This is a genomic window from Rhodococcus rhodochrous (assembly GCF_014854695.1).
Taxonomy (GTDB): domain Bacteria; phylum Actinomycetota; class Actinomycetes; order Mycobacteriales; family Mycobacteriaceae; genus Rhodococcus.
The window spans coordinates 1,763,159-1,781,694 of record NZ_CP027557.1 but is presented as its reverse complement, the minus strand read 5'-3'; the positions used below and the strand labels follow the sequence as shown (position 1 = coordinate 1,781,694).

At 68.8% G+C, this 18,536-nt stretch carries 13 protein-coding genes; 8 read left to right on the top strand and 5 right to left on the bottom strand.

What is annotated here, in order from left to right; all coding sequences use genetic code 11:
- Window positions 1-51: 51 nt before the first annotated feature.
- Both C6Y44_RS08260 and C6Y44_RS08255 read right to left on the bottom strand, forming a co-directional pair.
- The gene (locus C6Y44_RS08260; RefSeq protein ID WP_120282060.1) at window positions 52-1,236 is read right to left on the bottom strand and encodes a thiolase family protein; all 1,185 of its coding nucleotides are present in this window, start codon (window positions 1,234-1,236) and stop codon (window positions 52-54) included.
- 192 nt (window positions 1,237-1,428) lie between these two features.
- Window positions 1,429-2,358 carry a hypothetical protein gene (locus C6Y44_RS08255; protein ID WP_159418736.1) on the bottom strand — a complete coding sequence of 310 codons (930 nt, stop codon included), beginning with the start codon at window positions 2,356-2,358 and terminating at the stop codon, window positions 1,429-1,431.
- A gap of 319 nt (window positions 2,359-2,677) precedes the next feature.
- Here C6Y44_RS08255 and C6Y44_RS08250 point away from each other — a divergent pair, with 319 nt between their 5' ends.
- On the top strand, window positions 2,678-2,974 hold the full coding sequence (locus tag C6Y44_RS08250; protein ID WP_085469565.1) for a chorismate mutase: 297 nt from the start codon (window positions 2,678-2,680) through the stop codon (window positions 2,972-2,974).
- A gap of 155 nt (window positions 2,975-3,129) precedes the next feature.
- Window positions 3,130-3,927, top strand: a complete 798-nt coding sequence (locus tag C6Y44_RS08245) for an SDR family NAD(P)-dependent oxidoreductase (RefSeq protein WP_060654350.1) — start codon at window positions 3,130-3,132, stop codon at window positions 3,925-3,927.
- Window positions 3,928-3,954: 27 nt separating this feature from the next.
- On the opposite strand, the gene C6Y44_RS08240 is transcribed toward C6Y44_RS08245, so the two are convergent.
- Entirely contained in the window at window positions 3,955-5,379 is a 1,425-nt protein-coding gene (locus C6Y44_RS08240; RefSeq protein WP_159418737.1) for an aldehyde dehydrogenase family protein, read from the bottom strand.
- Window positions 5,380-5,708: 329 nt separating this feature from the next.
- Here C6Y44_RS08240 and C6Y44_RS08235 point away from each other — a divergent pair, with 329 nt between their 5' ends.
- From C6Y44_RS08235 to C6Y44_RS08215, 5 genes are all read left to right on the top strand, one after another.
- Complete coding sequence (locus C6Y44_RS08235) at window positions 5,709-11,204, top strand: glutamate synthase-related protein (RefSeq protein ID WP_192378739.1); 5,496 nt, start codon at window positions 5,709-5,711, stop codon at window positions 11,202-11,204.
- The gene (locus tag C6Y44_RS08230; RefSeq protein ID WP_159418739.1) at window positions 11,201-12,964 is read left to right on the top strand and encodes a sulfite reductase subunit alpha; all 1,764 of its coding nucleotides are present in this window, start codon (window positions 11,201-11,203) and stop codon (window positions 12,962-12,964) included. The genes C6Y44_RS08235 and C6Y44_RS08230 overlap by 4 nt, the downstream gene beginning before the upstream one ends.
- A gap of 150 nt (window positions 12,965-13,114) precedes the next feature.
- Window positions 13,115-15,157: an elongation factor G-like protein EF-G2 gene (locus C6Y44_RS08225; RefSeq protein WP_159418740.1), complete on the top strand. Its 2,043-nt coding sequence runs from the start codon at window positions 13,115-13,117 to the stop codon at window positions 15,155-15,157.
- A 38-nt stretch (window positions 15,158-15,195) separates the two neighbouring features.
- Complete coding sequence (locus C6Y44_RS08220; RefSeq protein ID WP_174247060.1) at window positions 15,196-15,969, top strand: PIG-L deacetylase family protein; 774 nt, start codon at window positions 15,196-15,198, stop codon at window positions 15,967-15,969.
- Between the two features lie 23 nt (window positions 15,970-15,992).
- Window positions 15,993-16,454 carry an SRPBCC family protein gene (locus tag C6Y44_RS08215; protein WP_159418742.1) on the top strand — a complete coding sequence of 154 codons (462 nt, stop codon included), beginning with the start codon at window positions 15,993-15,995 and terminating at the stop codon, window positions 16,452-16,454.
- A gap of 1 nt (window position 16,455) precedes the next feature.
- Here C6Y44_RS08215 and C6Y44_RS08210 read toward each other — a convergent pair whose 3' ends face one another.
- Window positions 16,456-16,953, bottom strand: coding sequence for a beta-class carbonic anhydrase (locus C6Y44_RS08210; protein ID WP_159418743.1), 498 nt, complete (start codon window positions 16,951-16,953; stop codon window positions 16,456-16,458).
- Window positions 16,954-17,113: 160 nt separating this feature from the next.
- On the opposite strand from C6Y44_RS08210, the gene C6Y44_RS08205 reads away from it, so the two are divergent.
- A complete protein-coding gene (locus C6Y44_RS08205) occupies window positions 17,114-17,308 on the top strand; it encodes a hypothetical protein (protein ID WP_159418744.1) in 195 nt (64 codons plus the stop codon).
- Window positions 17,309-17,315: 7 nt separating this feature from the next.
- Here C6Y44_RS08205 and C6Y44_RS08200 read toward each other — a convergent pair whose 3' ends face one another.
- On the bottom strand, window positions 17,316-18,446 hold the full coding sequence (locus C6Y44_RS08200) for an iron-containing alcohol dehydrogenase (RefSeq protein WP_159419271.1): 1,131 nt from the start codon (window positions 18,444-18,446) through the stop codon (window positions 17,316-17,318).
- Window positions 18,447-18,536: the final 90 nt, after the last annotated feature.

Here is an 18,536-nt window from a genome sequence, read left to right as displayed (position 1 = left end):
CGCGATAGGGATCGCGCCCGCCACAGTCGGGTCCTTCAGGGAGTGCCCGGATCAGGACACGCGGCGCAGCAGCGCGGCGAGTGCCTGTCCGCCACCGATGCACATGGTGACGACACCGAGTTCGAGATCGCGGCGGATCAGGTCCTTGGCGACGCGCAGCGTCAGGATCGCGCCGGTCGCGCCGACCGGGTGGCCCAGGGCGATCGCACCGCCGTAGGGGTTGGTCTTCTCCGGGTCGAGCTTGGCGTCGCGCGCCACCGCGAGGGCCTGCGAGGCGAATGCCTCGTTGAGCTCGACGGTGTCGATGTCGGCCGGCGTCAGGCCGTTCTGCTCGAACAGCTTCACCAGCGCGAGGGTCGGGGCGTAGCCCATCAGCTCGGGCTCCATCGCCGCGGTGACCACCGACTCGAGTACGACGGAGGCACCGAGGCCGCGTTCGCGGGCGACCGACTCGCGGGCCAGGACGAGCGCAGCAGCGCCGTCGTTGATGCCGGAGGCGTTACCGGCGGTGACGGTGCCGTCCTTGATGAACGCCGAACGCAGCTTGCCGAGCACCTCGAGGGTGGTGTCGGGCTTGGGGTGCTCGTCCTCGGTGACGGTGACAGGCTTGCGGCCACCGATCTCGACCGGGGTGATCTCCTCGGCGAAGGCGGCCTTCGCGGCGTCGGTGGCGGCGCGGCGCTGCGATTCGAGGGCGAACTCGTCCTGCTGCTCGCGGCTGACGCCGTACTCGCGGGCGACGTTCTCGGCCGTGACACCCATGTGCTGTCCGCTGAACGGGTCGGTGAGCATGCCGACGGTGCCGTCGACGAGCTCGCGGTTGCCGAGCTTGTAGCCGTTGCGGGCACCGAAGTCGTAGAACGGCATGCGCGACATGCTCTCGTCGCCACCTGCGACGGTGATCTCCGCGGCACCCCACCGGATCTCCTGGGCCGCGGACCACACGGCCTGCAGACCCGAGCCGCACAGGCGGTTGACGGTCAGGGCCGGGGTGGAGACGGGAAGTCCGGCGGCGAGGGTGACACGACGGGCGTTGTAGGCGTCGGCACCGACCTGACCGATGCAGCCCATGACGACCTCGTCGATGTCCTCACCTGCGACACCCGAGCGCTGCAGCGCCTCGCGTACGGCGGTGGCGCCGAGTTCGTGCGCGGGTACGTCCTTGAGTGCGCCGCCGAAGCTGCCGACGGGGGTGCGTGCGCCGTCGACGATGACGATGCGTTCCGGAGCGGTCATTTCTCGTCCAATCTGGTCGAACACCTGGGGTCCACGCGCCGGCACCGCCGAGCGCACGGATCTTCGGGAAGGCGTCCTCCCGAAGCGTCTGACTCGATGCTACGGCACCGAGTGCCGCGATCGCGATGGCCCGAACACACGTTGCAGGAACGGGGACGGAAACGCCATTCTACAATACTGACTACGCCATTTTCACTCGTCGTCGAGGGTGAACGGAGGACCCTCCACGAGACGTTCCGCAGCCGCCGGTGTGCCCAGTTCACGGCGGTGGCGAGGATGCTCCACATAGAACTCGAGGAAGAGGTACAACTGCACGGGATCGACGGCCAGATGCCGTGAGTCCACCTCGATCCGGGGTTCGGGCGGCAGGCGCTCGAAGAGGAACACCCGACTCGTGCGTCGACGCGCCCACGCCGCCGACCCGTGCCCCTCGATCCAGATCTCCGGGAACCCCCGGTCGATCGCACGGAGACCCCGCACCGAGACCCACGGCAGGTAGGACTCCACGAACCAGCCGCGCAACCTGATCCCGTCCGGTCCGAGAACGAGCGAACCGGCCCGGATGCGCCCGAGTGCCACCTCCACGAGGAAGGCCAGGCACACCCCGGCGACGAACGCCAGCACCAGCGCCACGAGGGGTAGCCCCTCGTTCCCGACCACGATTTCCACGGCGGCGCCGAGCGAGAGGAACGTCCCGCACAGCACCATCGCGAGCAGCAGACCGAAGACGGGACGGCGGCCCCCGATCTCGGTACCGCCGCGACCGGCCGTCTCGACGTACCGGACCCGCGGTGTGCGGCTCGGTGGTGACGACGGCGGTCGCCGACCCCCGGATCCGGTAGGCCACCAGAAGGTGGCTCCGAAGGCCGCCGTCAGCAGCATCAGCAGCGCCAGGATCGAATAGAAGCGGTCGGCACCCACCGAATCGGTGCTCCACGCCCCCGCTCCGCGGGCCGCTGCGAAGACCGCCACGAGCACCGCCGCGCCGGCCGCTGCGTACACGTGCAGATTGCGCGTGCCGTGCTGCCATTCGCTCGGCGGTTCGGTATCGGACGTCGGTTCGGTGTCGGAAGTCGCAGCCTCCGTGCCGCGCCCACCCCACGGGACAACAGGTCGTCGCATCGGTCTCCCCTCCCGGTGTACCGAGGAGCCCCGACGTCCTCGGCCCTGCCGGTCGGCCGGAACGCTACCTCGAGCGGCGGACCCGATGCGGACCCTTCGGGCGCGATGTCACCGACGGGCACACGAGTTGGCACCGGTCGGTGTGACAATTAACATACCCCTCGGTCATCAGAGTGTTGAACCAGGTCACGGCCGTTTCTGAAGGGACAGGACGCGCATGGGAGAGTCTCGCGAGAATTTTTCCCTACGTGTCGGTAACACCTATAGGCGTGAGCACGACACAATCTGTGACGATTCAGACGAGACCGGAGGAGTCTGCATGACTGTCCAGCTTGATTCGCCTGGCATCGCGTCCGTCGGCGAAGCTTCGTCGGCCGAGGCAGAGCTCGGGGAGCTGTTCGAGCAGATCAAGGAGCTCGACGCTCAGCTGCTCGCGGTGATCAAGCGGCGTTCGGAGCTCGTTCAGCGCGCCGGAGCATCCGCGAAGGGCACCGACGCGAGCCGCGAAGCACAGGCCGAGGAAATGGCCGTCCTGGGACGCTTCGCCGAACTCGGCACCGACGGCAGCACGCTCGCGATGACGCTGCTGCGCCTCGGCCGCACCCGCAAGGCCTGAGACCTACAACCGACGGCCCCCGCACCACACGGTGCGGGGGCCGTCGCCGTACCCGGAGCCGTCCACCGATTCGCATCACGCCGGTCGCAAACGTGGCCGCCCGCTCCCCTGTCGGCATACCGTCGGGACATCCCCGAAGAACGGACAGGAGCAGCATGGATCTCGGACTCACCGCGAAGAGGGCCATCGTCACCGGCGGTAGCCGCGGCATCGGCTACGCCATCGCGCGGGCACTGGCCACCGAAGGCGCCGACGTGGTGATCGCGGCCCGTACCGCGGCCGATCTCGACATCGCAGCGAAGACCCTCTCGGAGGAGACCGGGCGACGAATCGTTCCCGTGCCCACCGACACCGGCGACCAGGCCTCGGTCGACGCGCTGGTCGCGCGGGCCGTCGCCGAACTCGGCGGGGTCGACATCCTCGTCAACTCCGCCGCCACTCCCTGGAGCGCCAACAAGCCGACGGACTTCGCCGCGACCACCGACGACGTCGTGCGCAACGAGGTCGAGATCAAGGTCCTCGGCTGCCTGCGCACCGCACGCGCCGTCGCTCCCTATCTGATCGAACAGGGCTGGGGCCGGATCATCAACATCAGCGGCCTCGGTGCGCGCAGCGCGAACTCCATCGCCCAGACGGTCCGGAACGTCAGCGTTGCGGCTGTGACGAAGAACCTCGCCGACGAACTCGGCCCTCACGGCATCAACGTCACCGTGGTGCACCCCGGCCGGACCCGCACCGAGCGGCTGGCGGCACGCCTGGCCGAGGAGTCGGCCGAGACCGGCACGCCGGTAGCCGAACTCGAACAGCAGATCGCGAAGAACTCCGTGAACCGCCTCATCGACGCGAGCGAGGTCGCCGACGTCGTCGCGTTCCTCGCGAGCCCGCGCAGCATCGGCATCACCGGCGACGCGATCGCTGTGGGCGGTGGCGTGCCCGGCGCGGTCTACTACTGACCGGTCCGACGAAACGATGCGGCACCGTCAGCGCAGGATCGTCTTGATCTCCAGGAACTCCTCGAGCCCGAAAACGCCGGCCTCGCGTCCGATACCCGACTGCTTGTAACCACCGAAGGGTGCGTCGGTGTTGAAAGCGCCGCCGTTGATGTAGACCTGACCGGTGCGCATCCGGCGGGCCACCGCCTCCGCTCGCGCCGGGTCGGCCGACCAGACCCCGCCGGACAGGCCGTACTCGCTGTCGTTGGCGATGCGCACCGCGTCGTCCTCGTCCTGGTATCCGATGATCGACAGCACCGGCCCGAAGATCTCCTCGCGGGCGATCGTCATCTCCGGCGCGACGTTCGTGAACACGGTCGGGCCGACGAAGTAGCCGGTGGTGAACTCGGTTTCGCGTCCGTCGAGCACCAGTTCGGCACCCTCCTCGACGCCCTTGTCGATGTACGCCTTCACGCGTGCCTGCTGCGTTCCGCTGACGAGCGGGCCGAGCTTCGACGACGGATCGTCGGGCAGCCCGACCGTGTAGGCCCGCGCGACCTGCTCGGCGATGGCGGTGGCCTCCTGCAGACGGTCGGCGGGGACGAGCATGCGGGTCAGTGCGGTGCAGGTCTGGCCGGAGTTGAGGAAGCACTTGCCGACACCCTCGGTGACGGCCGCGGTGAGGTCGGCGTCGTCGAGGATGATGTTGGCCGACTTGCCGCCGAGTTCGAGCGCGACCTTCTTCACCGTCTCCGCGGCAACGACCGAGACGCGCTTGCCGGCACGCGTCGAGCCCGTGAACGACACCATGTCGATGTCGGGGTGCGCGGCGATGGCCTCGCCGACGACCGGCCCGTAACCGCTGACGAGGTTGAACACGCCCGGCGGCAGGCCGGCCTCGTCGACGATGTCGACGAGCGCATAGGTCACCAGCGGCGCGACCTCGGTGGGCTTGAGCACCACGGTGCATCCGGCGGCGAGCGCGGCGAACACCTTCAGCACCACCTGGTGCAGCGGGTAGTTCCACGGGGTGATCGCCCCGACGACCCCGATGGGTTCGCGCACGACCAGGGCGTTGCCGATCTCCTGGTCGTCGAAGTCGTACGTTCCGGCCAGCGACGCATAGCCGGCGATGTTCTTCAGCGGCATACCGACCTGGATGGCACGCGCGAAGTGGGCGGGCATCCCCATGTCCTGGGAGACGACCCTCGTGAGCTCGTCGGCGCGCTCGTTCGCCAGCGAGGAGACCTTCTCCAGGTAGGCGGCACGTGACGCGCCACTGAGCGCGGCCCAGGCCGGGAAGGCGGCCTTCGCCGCGGCGACGGCTCGATCGACATCGGAGGCGACACCCTCGGCGACCACCGCGACGACCTCTTCGGTCGCCGGATTCACGACCTCGATGCGGCCGCTGCCGTCGGAGTCCACCCACTGCCCGTCGATGTAGATCTTCGTGCGGTCGAGAATGTCGGTCATATCGCTCTCCCCTGCTCGTAGGCCGGCCTGTCGACGCCGTTGGGCGCGAGCGTAGCGAAGACCCCTCCCGCAATACAGCGTTTACTCCCGGCGGGTTGTGATGTATCCCGCCGTCATCGGAGTTAACACGTGCGCTACACTGGCCATTGCTGCTCGCGCGCTCCACCGTCGCAACGCACGGCGCATTCGGACAAAGACGTCTGCATTCACACACATCGTCTCCGGCACACGTCTATGCACCTCAGGAGCTGCGCCTTCCCACGCGTTCCCTCTTCTTCGCATCGTCACTGCCGGTCGACGCCGATTTCGATGCACCGAGGAGGACGTCCGTGACGCACGCCAGTGACACCGGCCTGTACGACAGCACGCTGGACAAGAGCAGTTGTGGTGTCGGTTTCATCACCCGCAAGGACGGGGTGCAGACCCACGACGTGCTCACCCGCGGCCACGAAGCCCTGTGCGTCGTGCCGCACCGCGGTGGCATGTCCGCAGAGGGTGTCGGCGACGGAGCCGGCATCAACGTGGACCTGTCGGTCGCCTTCTTCTCCGAGATCACCGGAACGCCCCTGCAGGAAGGGAACTTCGGTGTCGGAAACTTCTTCCTCCCCACCGATCCCGCGGCGCATGCCGATGCCGAGGAACTCGTCTCGTCGGCACTCGCCGGAGCCGGGGTCACCGTGCTCACGGTGCGCGACGTTCCCGTCGACGACAGCGTGTTACGTCCTGCCGCAACGAAATACCAGCTGCCGATCCGGCAGTGGATCTTCACCCGGCCCGACGCGTGCGAGACCGTCGACGAGTTCGACCGGCTGCTGCACGACGTGCTCCTCGAGGTCGAGGCCCGCGCCTACACCGAGCCGGAACTGGGCGGGCTGTACCCGCTCTCGCTCAGTGCGCGCACGCAGGTTCTCAAGAACCGCTTGAACTCTCACGAGGTCATCCCGTACTTCCGCGATCTCACCGATCCGCGGCACGCGGTGCACACCCTGTTCTTCCACACCCGGTTCTCGACGAACACCGATCCGCATCCGACGATGGCGCAGCCGTTCCGCCTCATGGCGCACAACGGCGAACTGAACACCGATCGCAAGAACCGGCTGTTCGAGGGCGCCCTCGCCCGCGCGATGGGCCGCGACATCATCCGCCCGCCGGGACAGTCCGACAGCTGCCGCTTCGATCAGACCCTGGCCTCGCGCATCGCCCACAACGACCTCGACCTCGTCACCGCCGTCGTGCAGATGATGCCGCCGGCCTGGGAGAACGACACCGAGCTGTCGCCGCAGGTCCGCGCGATGCTCGAGTTCTTCTCGCTGTACGAGGAGAAGAACGACGGCCCCGCGGCGCTGATCTTCGGCAACGGCACCGTCGTCGGCGCGCGCCTCGACCGCCTCGGCCTGCGCCCGCTGCGCACCGTGGAGACCGAGGAGTACCTCGCCGTCACCTCCGAGGCCGGTCAGTTCGATTTCGCGCCCGAGACCGTGCTGCGTCGCGGCCGCATCGAGGCCGGCGGCATGCTGTACTTCGATCACCGCACGCGCCGCTCCTACGGAACCGTCGAGGCACTCGAACTTCTTGCTGCCCGGCAGGATTACGCGTCGCTCGTCGACGAGGCCCGCCGCGATCTCGACGCCCTGCCCGAGGTTCCCGCCGAGAAGGCCGGTTCCCCGCTGCGCTACAACGGCGATCTCGGCCGCTACCAGCGCTACGTGTCCTACAGCATCAACCAGGAGTCCTTCCGGTTCATGCTCGACCCGATGCTCGCCTCGGGTCAGGAACGCATCTCCGCGATGGGTTACGGCAACGCCATCAACGCGCTGTCGGATCAGGAAGGCGGTGTGGCCAAGTACTTCTCGCAGCGCTTCGCCCAGGTCACCAACCCGTCGCTGGACTCGATCCGCGAGGCGGACGGCATGACCCTGCGCGTCGCGCTCGGTGCCCGTCCCGGTAGCGGTGCTCCCGCCTCGTCCGCGACCCAGATCGTGGTGCCCACCCCGATCCTCACGCACCTCGACATGCTGCGTATCCGCGAGCAGTCCGACACCCCGGTGCGGCGATTCGAGATGCTGTACTCCCCCGTCTTCGACGACGCGAAGGCGAACGCGGCCGCGCTCGCCGCCGCGATCGACGGTACAGCCGAGGCCATTGCCGATTTCGCTCGCGAATCCGGTGGCATCGCCGTGCTCACCGACCGGCACGTCTCCACCGACCGCGCCGGACTGCCGATGGTGCTCACCGTCGCCGCGGTCAACCAGCGCCTGATCGACGAGGGACTGCGTCTGCGCGTGTCCGTCATCGTCGAGTCCGGACAGTTGTTCTCGTCGCATCACATCGCCGCGACCCTCGGCTTCGGTGCCGCTGCGGTGTATCCGCTCACGGTGCAGATGCGCGCCGAGGAGAAGTTCGGCGACGACGCCGACGCCGCGTTCCTGAAGTTCCGCAAGGCCGCCGAGAAGTCGCTCATGAAGACGATGGGACGCGTCGGCCTGTGCACCGTCGAGTCGTACATCGGCGGTGAGTTCTTCGAGCCGAGCTATCTCGACACGAGCGACGAGGTGCTCGCGCGCTGGTTCCCGAACGTCAAGTCCCCGGTCGGCGGTGTCGGTTTCACCACCCTCGCGCAGGCCGTCGCCGACTGGCACCGTCGCGCCCTCACAGTCGAGACCGAGAAGGACGTCCCACTGCTGGGTCTGTTCAAGGAGCGCGCCGAGGGCGCCGGTCACTCGTTCGGCACGACCGCCGTACGCGGCTTCGTGGACATGACCGAGGAACCGTCCACGCTGCCCGTCGAGAAGGAGGCCGAGCCGGACCTGACCGACGCACTGCGTCTGCTGCCGCTGCACCGCCTCTCCGACGCGCACGGTCTCGACGACGCGTCGTACCGCTACGGCGGTTTCCGTGCCCTGACACCCGCCGAGATCGATGCCTTCGAGATCACCCCGGGCTACCGCGCGTTCGCTCGCACGATGGCCGACGAGCGCGCGCAACGTCCCGCGGCGCTGCGCGACGTGCTGGCCTTGCCCGCCGACGTCACTTTCGCCGTCACCGCCGAGGATTTCACCAAGGAGATGGGCCGCTTCGCACGGTTCGGCAACAACTCGATGCTCGTGCGCGGAATCTCCGCCGCGCGGGTCGGCGAGAGCGAGTTCGTCCTGCGTCTGACCGGTCCGCTCGCCGACGACCACCGTCGCCCCGATGCGCTCGCGGCCTCGCTCGTCGCCCGCTTCGGCGACGGCATCGTCTCGCACCGCTGCTACGGCGACACCCTGACCGTGCACGCGATCGGTGATGCCGCGCGCTATCTCGAGCAGGTCCGTCAGGCCCCGCTGAGCGTGCGACTCGACCGGGTGCAGCCGGCGCACGAGATCACCCCGACGCTCGCGTCGGGCGCGATGAGCCACGGCGCGCTCAACTCCAACGCCCACGAAGCCGTCGCCCACGGCACCAACATGGTCGGCGGCATGTCGAACTGCGGTGAGGGCGGCGAGCACATCTCCCGCTACGGCACCATCCGCGGTTCGCGCATCAAGCAGTTCGCGTCCGGACGCTTCGGTGTATGGGCCGGTTACCTCGCCGATCCGATGCTCGAGGAGATCGAGATCAAGATCGCGCAGGGCGCCAAGCCCGGCGAGGGCGGCCAGCTGCCCGCCAAGAAGGTCACGGTGGAGATCGCCGCGGCACGTGGTGCGACCCCGGGCGTCGAGCTGGTCTCGCCGCCGCCGCACCACGACACCTACTCGATCGAGGACCTCGCCCAGCTCATCCACGACGCCAAGGCGGCGCGGGTGCGGGTGATCGTCAAGCTCGTCTCCTCGGAGGGCATCGGCACGATCGCTGTGGGTGTCGCCAAGGCGGGCGCCGACGTCATCAACGTCGCCGGCAACACCGGCGGCACGGGCGCCGCCTCGGTGACCTCGCTGAAGTACGCGGGCCGGTCCGCGGAGATCGGTGTGGCCGAGGTCCATCAGGCCCTCACGGCCAACGGTCTGCGCGACAAGGTCGTGCTGCGGTGCTCGGGTGCGCACCAGACGGCGTCGGACGTCATCGCCTCCGCGTTGCTCGGCGCCGACAGCTTCGAGTTCGGCACCACGGCGCTGATGATGCTCGGTTGCGTCATGGCGAAGAACTGCAACGTCAAGTGCCCGGCAGGTCTGACCACGAATCCCGAAGTGTTCAACGGTGATCCGCGGGCGATGGCCCAGTACCTGCTCAACGTCGCGCACGAGACCCGCGAGCTGCTCGCCCGCCTGGGTCTGCGGTCGCTACGCGACGCGCGCGGCCGCGCCGACCTGCTGCACCTGCTCGACCACCCGTCGAGCGTGGGCCGGCTGGACCTGCGGGCGATGCTCGCGGTGCTGCCCGAGGTGCACATCGACAACCCGGTCTACATGGAGAAGGACTACTCGCTCGACGAGGCGTGGGTGGCCCGGCTGCGCGAGGCCCTCGTCGATGGGATGGAGCTCACCGTCGCGCTCGGCGACGGCGTGCAGCTGACGAACAACAACAAGAGCGTCGGTGCGCAGCTCGCGATCGACATCGAGCGCATGCTCAACCACGAGGATCTCGGCGTCCTGCCGGCCGTGCTCGACGACGAGCGCGGACGCCGCTGGTTGCGCGACGGCACCGTCACCATCACCACTTCCGGTTCGGCGGGCCTGTCCTTCGGGGCGTTCTGCAACGACGGCATGCACATCGAGCACACCGGTACCGCCAACGACGGCGTCGGCAAGGGCCAGTGCGGTGGGCAGATCGTGCTGCGTTCACCGGGTGGCGGCAGCGACGATCGCGGTGGCAACGTGCTCATCGGCAACTTCGCGCTCTTCGGTGCGACCGGTGGTCGCCTGTTCGTCGAGGGCGAGGCCGGCGACCGCTTCGCGGTGCGCAACTCCGGTGCCACCGCCGTCGTCGAGGGTGTCGGCGAGTTCGCCTGCGAGTACATGACCAACGGCGCGGTGCTCAACATCGGCGAGTTCGGCAAGGGCTTCGGCAACGGCATGTCGGGCGGGTTCGTCTACCAGTACGACCCCGAGGGCCTGCTCCCCCGCAAGGCCAGCGCCGACTCGATCGTCCTCGGGTCGATCACCGGCGACGACCCGCAGGCCGCGATCCACAACGCCGCGGTGCTGCAGCTGCTGCACCTGCACGTCGAGGCGACCGGCTCGGTGAAGGCCCGCTTCCTGATCGACAACTGGCAGGTCGAGCAGCACCGGTTCGCGTACGGCATGCCGCGCGCGCTGCTGCAGTACCAGGACCTCGACGAGATCCTCGCCGCAGCGTCGCGCAAGGACCTCGCTGCCGAGGTCGCCACGGCGCTGGTCGCGCACCAGGTGCGCAAGTTCAAGGAGAACTACCGCTCGGGTGTTCCCGTCGCCGGTGGTGTCACCCCGGACGCGACCGACACCGAGGCCATGTACGCGCTGCTCAACAACTACACGGTGCTTGCCGCCGCGCAGGAGATGGCGCTGCAGAAGGTGCCCGGCGCCACCGACGTCGCCGACCCGGCGGTGCAGAAGGCCGCACGCAATCTGCTGCTCACCGAGGACTTCTTCCTCGTCGCGAAGCTCGAGCGCTACGCCCTCGCGGCGATCGCCGACCACACCGACGAGCAACTCGCAGCGCTGGTCGCCGACAAGCGCCTGAACGACTACAAGCAGGCCCTGGCCCTGCGCAACGTCCGCTCGGTCGATGCGCCCGGTACCTACGGCTGGATCCTCTTGCAGAGCCGCAAGAATCTCGACGCCGCAGGTCGCCTGCCCGGTTACGAGGAACTGTTCGCACGCAACGCCGTCCCGAACGTCCTCACCTCCACGATGGGAGTCTCCGCGTGACCACCACCGGCCCGTTCATTCCCCTCGACGCCCCGTTCACCGCCGATCAGCGGTCGTGGCTCTCCGGCTTCGTCGCCGGGATGCAGACCCGCCTGTTCTCCGGTGGTCCCGCCGACGATGCCGGGACCGCCGGCTCGGCACCCGCTCTGCATGTGCTCTACGGCTCGCAGACCGGCAATGCCGAAGCCGTCGCCGAGGACGCCGCGGTCGCGGCCCGCGCCCAGGGCTTCGCGCCCGTCGTGTGCGCTCTCGACGACATGGACCTCGACCGGTTCGCCGGTCTGGCCCAGGTCCTGATCGTCACGTCCACCTACGGCGAGGGCGAGATGCCCGACAACGCCGAGCTGTTCTGGGAGGCACTGTCGGCCGAGAGCGCCCCGCGTCTCGACGGCATGAACTTCGCGGTGCTCGCTCTCGGCGACACCGGTTACGACGGGTTCTGCCAGGCGGGCAAGCTCATCGACATGCGACTCGAGCAGCTCGGTGCGCAGCGCATCATGCCGCGGGTGGACTGCGACGTCGAGTTCGAGGAGCTCGCCGCGACGTGGATCGCGGAGACGCTGCCGCTCGTCGCGGCCGTCGAGGGCATCGTGGGCGACGGCGCTCCCGCCCCCGCGGCACCGGCGGCACCCGCCCCGGCGAAGTCGCAGTGGACCCGCAAGAATCCCTATCCTGCGGTGCTGACGTCGAATGTGCTGCTGTCCGGGGAGGACTCGGCCAAGGAGATCCGGCACTACGAGTTCGCGCTCGCCGATTCCGGTCTCGAATACGAAGCGGGCGACGCGCTGAACGTGGTGCCTGTCAACGACACCGAACTCGTACGCGCGATCCTCGGTCGGCTCGGTCTCGACGGCGCGACCGTCCCCGAGGGTCACGACGACACGCTCGAGCATCTGCTCACCTACAACTACGAGATCACCGCTCCGTCCGTCGATCTCCTCGAGGAGATCGAGAAGCACACGGGCAACGAGGAACTCACCTACGTGCTGCGGCACGGCGACAAGGCCGCGCTCGACGAATGGTTGTGGGGCCGCGACATTCTCGATGTGCTGCTGCTCGATCCCGCACCCGAGCTGTCGGCCGAGCAGTTCCTGGCGCTGCTGCGTCCGCTGCAGCACCGGGCGTACTCGATCTCGTCGAGCCCGAACGCGTGCGACGGTTCGGTGCATCTGACGGTCGCGGCGGTGCGCTACGGCACCGACGGCCGCGAGCGTCGCGGCGTGTGCTCGACCTTCCTCGCCGATCGTGTCGGTGAGAGCAAGGTCGGCATCTTCGTGTCGAAGAACAAGGCCTTCCGCGTCCCCGCCGACGACACGGCGCCGATGATCATGATCGGTCCGGGCACCGGCATCGCACCCTTCCGCGGCTTCCTGCAGGAACGTCGCGCACGGGGTGCGACGGGGAAGAACTGGCTGTTCTTCGGCGACCAGAAGCGCGGCTGCGACTACATCTACGAGAACGAGTTGACCGAATTCGCCGACTCGGGCGTGCTCACGCGCCTGGACCTGGCGTTCTCCCGCGATCAGGCCGAGAAGATCTACGTGCAGACCCGCATGAAGGAGCACGGTGCGGAACTGTTCGCGTGGCTCGAGGAGGGCGGACACTTCTACATCTGCGGCGACGCGTCGCGGATGGCGAAGGACGTCGACCGTACGCTGCACGAGATCGTCGCCGAGCACGGCGGCATGAGCGACGAGCAGGCCGCCGAGTACGTCACCACCCTCAAGCGCGAGAAGCGGTACGTGCGCGACGTGTACTGAGCAGGCCGGGGTACGCATCAGCACCTCGAGGCTCGCAACATCATCGGTCACCGGTGGCGTTGCGAGCCTCGAGCGCGTGTTGCGAACCTCCCCGGAGGGACGATCGGAATGCCCTAGACTGTGCTGCAGGTCACACGAGGGAGTAGCTCGATGCCCGATCGCTCCGCAGCACGCAGCCGGCAGGCACCGACCGCCGACAGTCCCGACCGGATCCGCAACGTTGCCCTGGTGGGGTGCAGCGGCTCCGGGAAAACCACCCTCACCGAGTCCCTCGCCGTCGCAGCGGGCGCCGTCGGGCGCGCCGGGCGCGTGGCCGAGGGCACCACGGTGTCCGACTACGAGGAGATCGAGCAGCGCCACCGCCGGTCGGTGCAGCTGTCCGTCGTGCCCCTCGAATGGAACGACATCAAGATCAACCTGATCGACACACCGGGACATCCCGACTTCGACGCCGAGGTCCGCGCCGGTCTCCACGCCGCCGACGCGGCGATCTTCGTCGTCTCCGCCACCGATCCCATCAGCGCCGCGACCCGCGCGCTCTGGCGCGAATGCGACGACGAGGCGATCCCCCGCGCGATCGTGGTGAACAAACTCGACGTCGCCCGGCACAGCTTCGACGACATGCTCACCGACTGCCACGACGCCTTCGGTCTGGGACCGGACACCCTCCGGGCCATGTTCTATCCCGTCTACGACGGCGACCGCCCGATCGGGTCGATGGGTCTGCTGACGGGCCGCAGCTACGGCGAACCCGGTCCGTGCCCGGTGTCCACCGAGGCGCGCGAGAGTCTCGTGGAGGCCATCTCCGGCCAGGACGACACACTCATGGAGCGGTTCATCGCCGGCGAGCAACTCGACACGGCCTCCCTGCAGGAAGGACTCACCCGCGAGATCCTGGCGTGCACCCTGCACCCGGCCGTCCCCGCCGACGAGACGGGGATCGGCGCCGTCGAATTGCTCGAGTTGATCACCACCGGTTTCCCGGCACCGACGCAGCGCGGTCGTGGTGCACCGCCGTGCGATCCGGACGGTCCGCTCGCCGCGCAGGTCGTGCGCGTGGCCGGCGACTCCTATGTCGGGCGGATCAGCCTGGTGCGCGTCTACTCCGGCACGCTGCGACCCGACACGATCGTCGCGCTGGCCGACGGCGACCGCGACAGCCGCGAACGCATTCCCGCCCTGACGAGCCCGTTCGGCAAGCAACAGCGCCCGGTCGGCGAGGCCGTGGCGGGAGACATCGCCTCCGTCGGGAAGCTCGCGACGGCACAACCCGGCGACGTCCTGTACGACCCCGACCATCCGGTCCCGCTCGACCGGTGGCCGACCCCGACTCCCCTGCTCCCCGTCGCGATCGAGGCACACACCCGCACCGACGACGACAAGCTGTCCCAGGCCCTGTCGCGCCTCGCCTCCGAAGATCCCGCGCTGCGCGTCGAGCAGAATCCCGAGACCCATCAGCTCGCGCTGTGGTGCACGGGTGAGGCGCACGCCGCACTGGTCCTCGAACGGTTGCGCACCCGGCACGGTGTCCAGGTCGACACGGTCGAGCATCGGGTGCCGCTGAAGGAGACCTTCGCCGGCCCCGCGAAAGGCCACGGCAGACTCGTCAAACAGTCCGGCGGGCACGGCCAGTACGCGGTCGTCGACGTCGAGGTCGAACCACTTCCGGTGGGCAGCGGGGTCGTCTTCGCCGAGAAGGTGGTGGGCGGTGCGGTTCCGCGCCAGTTCATCCCGTCCGTGGAGAAGGGCGTGTACGCGCAGGCCGAGAAGGGCGTGACGACGGGATATCCGCTCGTCGACGTGCAGGTCACCCTGGTCGACGGCAAGGCCCACTCGGTGGATTCGTCCGATGCTGCATTCCAGGCGGCAGCCGGGCTGGCCCTGCGGGATGCGGCCGCGCACAGCACCGTTCGCGTACTCGAACCGGTCGCCGCCGTGCGGGTGATCGTGCCCGAGGAGTATCTCGGCGCGGTCCTCGGCGATCTGTCGGCCCGGCGCGGACGGGTGCTCGGCACCGAATCCCCCGAGCCGGGTGTCGCCCTGCTGCGCGCGGAGGTTCCCGAACTCGAACTCGGCCGCTATCCGGTCGAATTGCGGGCGATCACGCAAGGCACCGCCGATTTCGCCCGCCAGTATCTGCGGCACGAACCGATGCCCGAGAACCTCGCGGCCCGATACGGCGAGTCGGACTGACCACTGCAACGGACGGGCAGCGTGTCAGCATGAACGCCATGAGCGTTCTGCTGTGCTTCCACGCACACCCCGACGACGAGGTGTTCCTCACCGGTGGCGTGATGCGCCGGGCCGCCGACGCCGGGCATCGCGTCGTGCTCGTCGTCGCCACCGACGGTGCCCGCGGCGAGTATCCCGATGGGCTGCTCGCGCCCGGCGAATCCCTCGCCGCCCGCCGCACGAAGGAACTCGAGGAATCGGCCCGGGCGCTGGGTGCGGCGCGGGTGGTGCCCTTCGGATACGGCGATTCGGGGATGGCCGGCACCGCCGGCAACCACGACCCGAGTTCGTTCGCCAACGCCGATCCGAGCGAGGTGGGAGCCAGGCTGGCCGCCGTGATCGAGCAGGAACGCGCCGATGTCGTCACGATCTACGACGCGCACGGCGGCTACGGCCATCCCGATCACGTCCAGGTCCACCGTGCCGGGGTCCATGCCGAACGGATCACCGGACACGACGCCGTCTACGAGGCATCCACGAACCGGGACCATCTGATGCGGCTGCTCTCGGCGCTGCCGGACACCCCCGACGACGTGCGCCCACCGGACCTCGAGACCTTCGGCCTACCGGAATCGGAACTGACCACCGCCGTGGACGTGTCGACGACGCTGGGCGCCAAACGCGCGGCGATGGTGGGCTACGAGTCGCAGATCGGCGACTTCGGGCCGATGCTGAACATGCCCGAGGAACACCTGCGGGCGGCCTTCGGTGTCGAATGGTTCCGGCGCCGTAGCCTTCCGCCCGGGTTGCAGGAGACCGAGCTCCCGCTCTGACCCGAACGATCACGAGGAGAGAAGTGGAACAACGCATCGAGGTCTCCCGCCACATCGCCGCACCACCGTCCGCGGTGTGGCGGGTGCTCACTGCACTGGACGAGGCACCTGTCACCCTGCGCGGGGTGAAGGCCGTGGAACGACTGGACGGCACCGGCTACGAGGTGGGGACGCGATGGCGGGAGACCCGGGTGATGTTCGGGCAGTCGGCGACCGAGGAGATGCAGGTCGCCGAGGTGGATCCGGAGCGGCGCACCGTCGTCGTCGCCGAATCCCGCGGCGCCCGTTACCGGACCGTCTTCGACCTGACCCCCTCGGCGGGCGGCACGGATCTGACCGTGGAGTTCTCCGGGGAGAGCGGACCGCTCGGGGCCTTCGCGCAGCTCGCGATGACCTTGTTCGCCCCGCTGGCGAAACGCGCGACCCGCAAGGCCCTCGAACAGGACCTCGCCGACATCGCCGCCGCGGCCGAGCAGACCCGATGAGCTAGGCGGCGGGCACGGTCTCCTCGAGCTTGCCGGTGGCCACGTCGAAGACGAACCCGCGCAGCGAGGTGGTCTTCGTGACGAACGGGCTCGTCTCGATGCGGCGCAGCGACTGGCGCACGTCCTCGTGCGGGTCGCGGAAGGACTCCGGCGCCCAGGCCGGGCGGATACCTGTGTCGTCCTGCACCGCGCGCGTGAACTCGTCGTCGGTGAAGGTCAGCATGCCGCAGTCGGTGTGGTGGACCAGCACGATCTCGGTGGTGCCGAGGAGTCGCTGGCTGATCGTGAGCGAGCGAATCACGTCGTCGGTCACGGCTCCGCCGGCGTTGCGGATCACATGGGCCTGGCCCTCTTCGATGCCGAGCGCCCGGTACACGTCGAGCCGGGCGTCCATGCACGCCACGATCGCGATGTGCTTGCTGGGCGGGAGCGGCAGCGGGCCGGAGAAGCCGGCCGCGTAGGTCTCGTTGTTCTTCAGGAATTCCTCGGTGACGGTCATCCTCGTCCCCCTTCGTCGTCGGACAGGCCGCCCCGATGATCGTCCGGATCGGCCCGCCCGTACAGGGTGGTGATCGGCGTGAGCAGAACCGTTGCCCGTTTGACCGTTCAGGCGCTCGGGTACCGCTCCCCTGCACCCTACGAACGAAGGACGGACGTCGATGGACAACGCCCCCAAGCACGGCTCGGGCCGCCCCGAGGACAACGACGACCTCACCGGCCAGAAGATCAAGAACCTCGTCGACAAGCTCGAACAGAAGGTCGAGAACGAACGCGAGCAGGAGGGTGTACCCGGCAACGTCGCGGACCGGGTGAAGACGGAGAAGGTCGAACCCGACGATCAGGCTCCCGAATGAGCCGTTCTCAGGCGTAGATCCGCCCGTAGAGTTCGCGGATCTCGTCGGCCGTCGGGATCCTCGGGTTGTTGTTCGGGGATCCCGACGCCAGCGCCTGCTCGGCCATGACCGGGACCCTCTCGTCCCAGGTCTGCTTGTCGATGCCGTAGGACTTCGGTGTCGGCACTTCCACGTCGCGGCACAGTTCCTTCAGCGCGACGACCAGGTCGGCGGCGGCGGTCGCATCCGAGGCATCCGCCGAAGTCGCGCCGAGGGCGCGGGCGCAGTCGGCATAACGGGACTCGGCGGCATCCACGGAGAATTCGGTGACCGCCGGGAACAGCATGGCGTTCGACAGGCCGTGCGCAACATGGAAGTGCGCGCCGATCGGCCGGCTCATGCCGTGCACGAGCGCGACGCTGGAGTTGGAGAACGCGATGCCCGCCTGCGTGGCGGCCAGCATCATCCGCTCGCGCGCCTCGGCATCCTGCCCGTCCGCGTAGACGCGTCGCAGCACCTGTCCGATGGTGCCGATCGCGACCAGCGCGAGGCTGTCGGAGAACGGGTTCGCCTTCCTGCTGACATAGGCCTCGATGGCGTGGGTGAGCGCGTCCACGCCGGTGTCCGCAGTCAGGCGCGGGGGCATCGTCAGGGTGAGCCGGTAGTCGACGATCGCGGCGACCGGCAGGAAGGCCAGACCCGGGCACAGCATCTTCTCGTCGGTCTCGCTGTCGCTGATGACCGTGAACTGGGTTGCCTCCGAGCCGCTTCCCGCCGTGGTGGGCACGGCGATCACCGGTAGCGCCGGACCGATGTTGTCGCGCGGCGCCTTGTAGTCGCGCATGTGGCCGCCCTGCCGGGCGAGCAGGCCGAGTGCCTTGGCCGTGTCCATCGGGCTTCCCCCACCGAACCCGATCACGCAGTCGGCGTCGTGCTCGGCGACCGCAGCGACACCCGCCTCGAGCGAGGCGGTGGTGGGGTCGGGCACGGTCTCGGCGAAGACAGCGGGCTGCAGTCCGGCGGCCTCGAGCTGCGCGACCATCCGATCCACCGCGCCCGTGCCGACCAGGAACTTGTCGGTCACCACCAGCGGTCGGGCGAGTCCGAGTCCGGCGACGACCTCCCCGATCTCGTCGACGGCACCCCCGCCGACGCGCATGATGCGTGGAAGTGCGATGGAAGCCACGTGCGATCCCTCCTCGAGTATCCGGCCGACGGGTCGTGTCTACCGCATCACAGCCGCGAGCGG

What these genes read in the sequence shown, in the direction of transcription:
- C6Y44_RS08240 (WP_159418737.1), bottom strand. Translation starts at nt 5,379, where the DNA reads ATGACCGACATTCTCGACCGCACGAAGATCTACATCGACGGGCAGTGG.
- C6Y44_RS08205 (WP_159418744.1), top strand. Translation starts at nt 17,114, where the DNA reads ATGGACAACGCCCCCAAGCACGGCTCGGGCCGCCCCGAGGACAACGAC.
- C6Y44_RS08225 (WP_159418740.1), top strand. Translation starts at nt 13,115, where the DNA reads ATGCCCGATCGCTCCGCAGCACGCAGCCGGCAGGCACCGACCGCCGAC.
- C6Y44_RS08220 (WP_174247060.1), top strand. Translation starts at nt 15,196, where the DNA reads ATGAGCGTTCTGCTGTGCTTCCACGCACACCCCGACGACGAGGTGTTC.
- C6Y44_RS08200 (WP_159419271.1), bottom strand. Translation starts at nt 18,446, where the DNA reads ATGCGCGTCGGCGGGGGTGCCGTCGACGAGATCGGGGAGGTCGTCGCC.
- C6Y44_RS08210 (WP_159418743.1), bottom strand. Translation starts at nt 16,953, where the DNA reads ATGACCGTCACCGAGGAATTCCTGAAGAACAACGAGACCTACGCGGCC.
- C6Y44_RS08245 (WP_060654350.1), top strand. Translation starts at nt 3,130, where the DNA reads ATGGATCTCGGACTCACCGCGAAGAGGGCCATCGTCACCGGCGGTAGC.
- C6Y44_RS08250 (WP_085469565.1), top strand. Translation starts at nt 2,678, where the DNA reads ATGACTGTCCAGCTTGATTCGCCTGGCATCGCGTCCGTCGGCGAAGCT.
- C6Y44_RS08255 (WP_159418736.1), bottom strand. Translation starts at nt 2,358, where the DNA reads ATGCGACGACCTGTTGTCCCGTGGGGTGGGCGCGGCACGGAGGCTGCG.
- C6Y44_RS08260 (WP_120282060.1), bottom strand. Translation starts at nt 1,236, where the DNA reads ATGACCGCTCCGGAACGCATCGTCATCGTCGACGGCGCACGCACCCCC.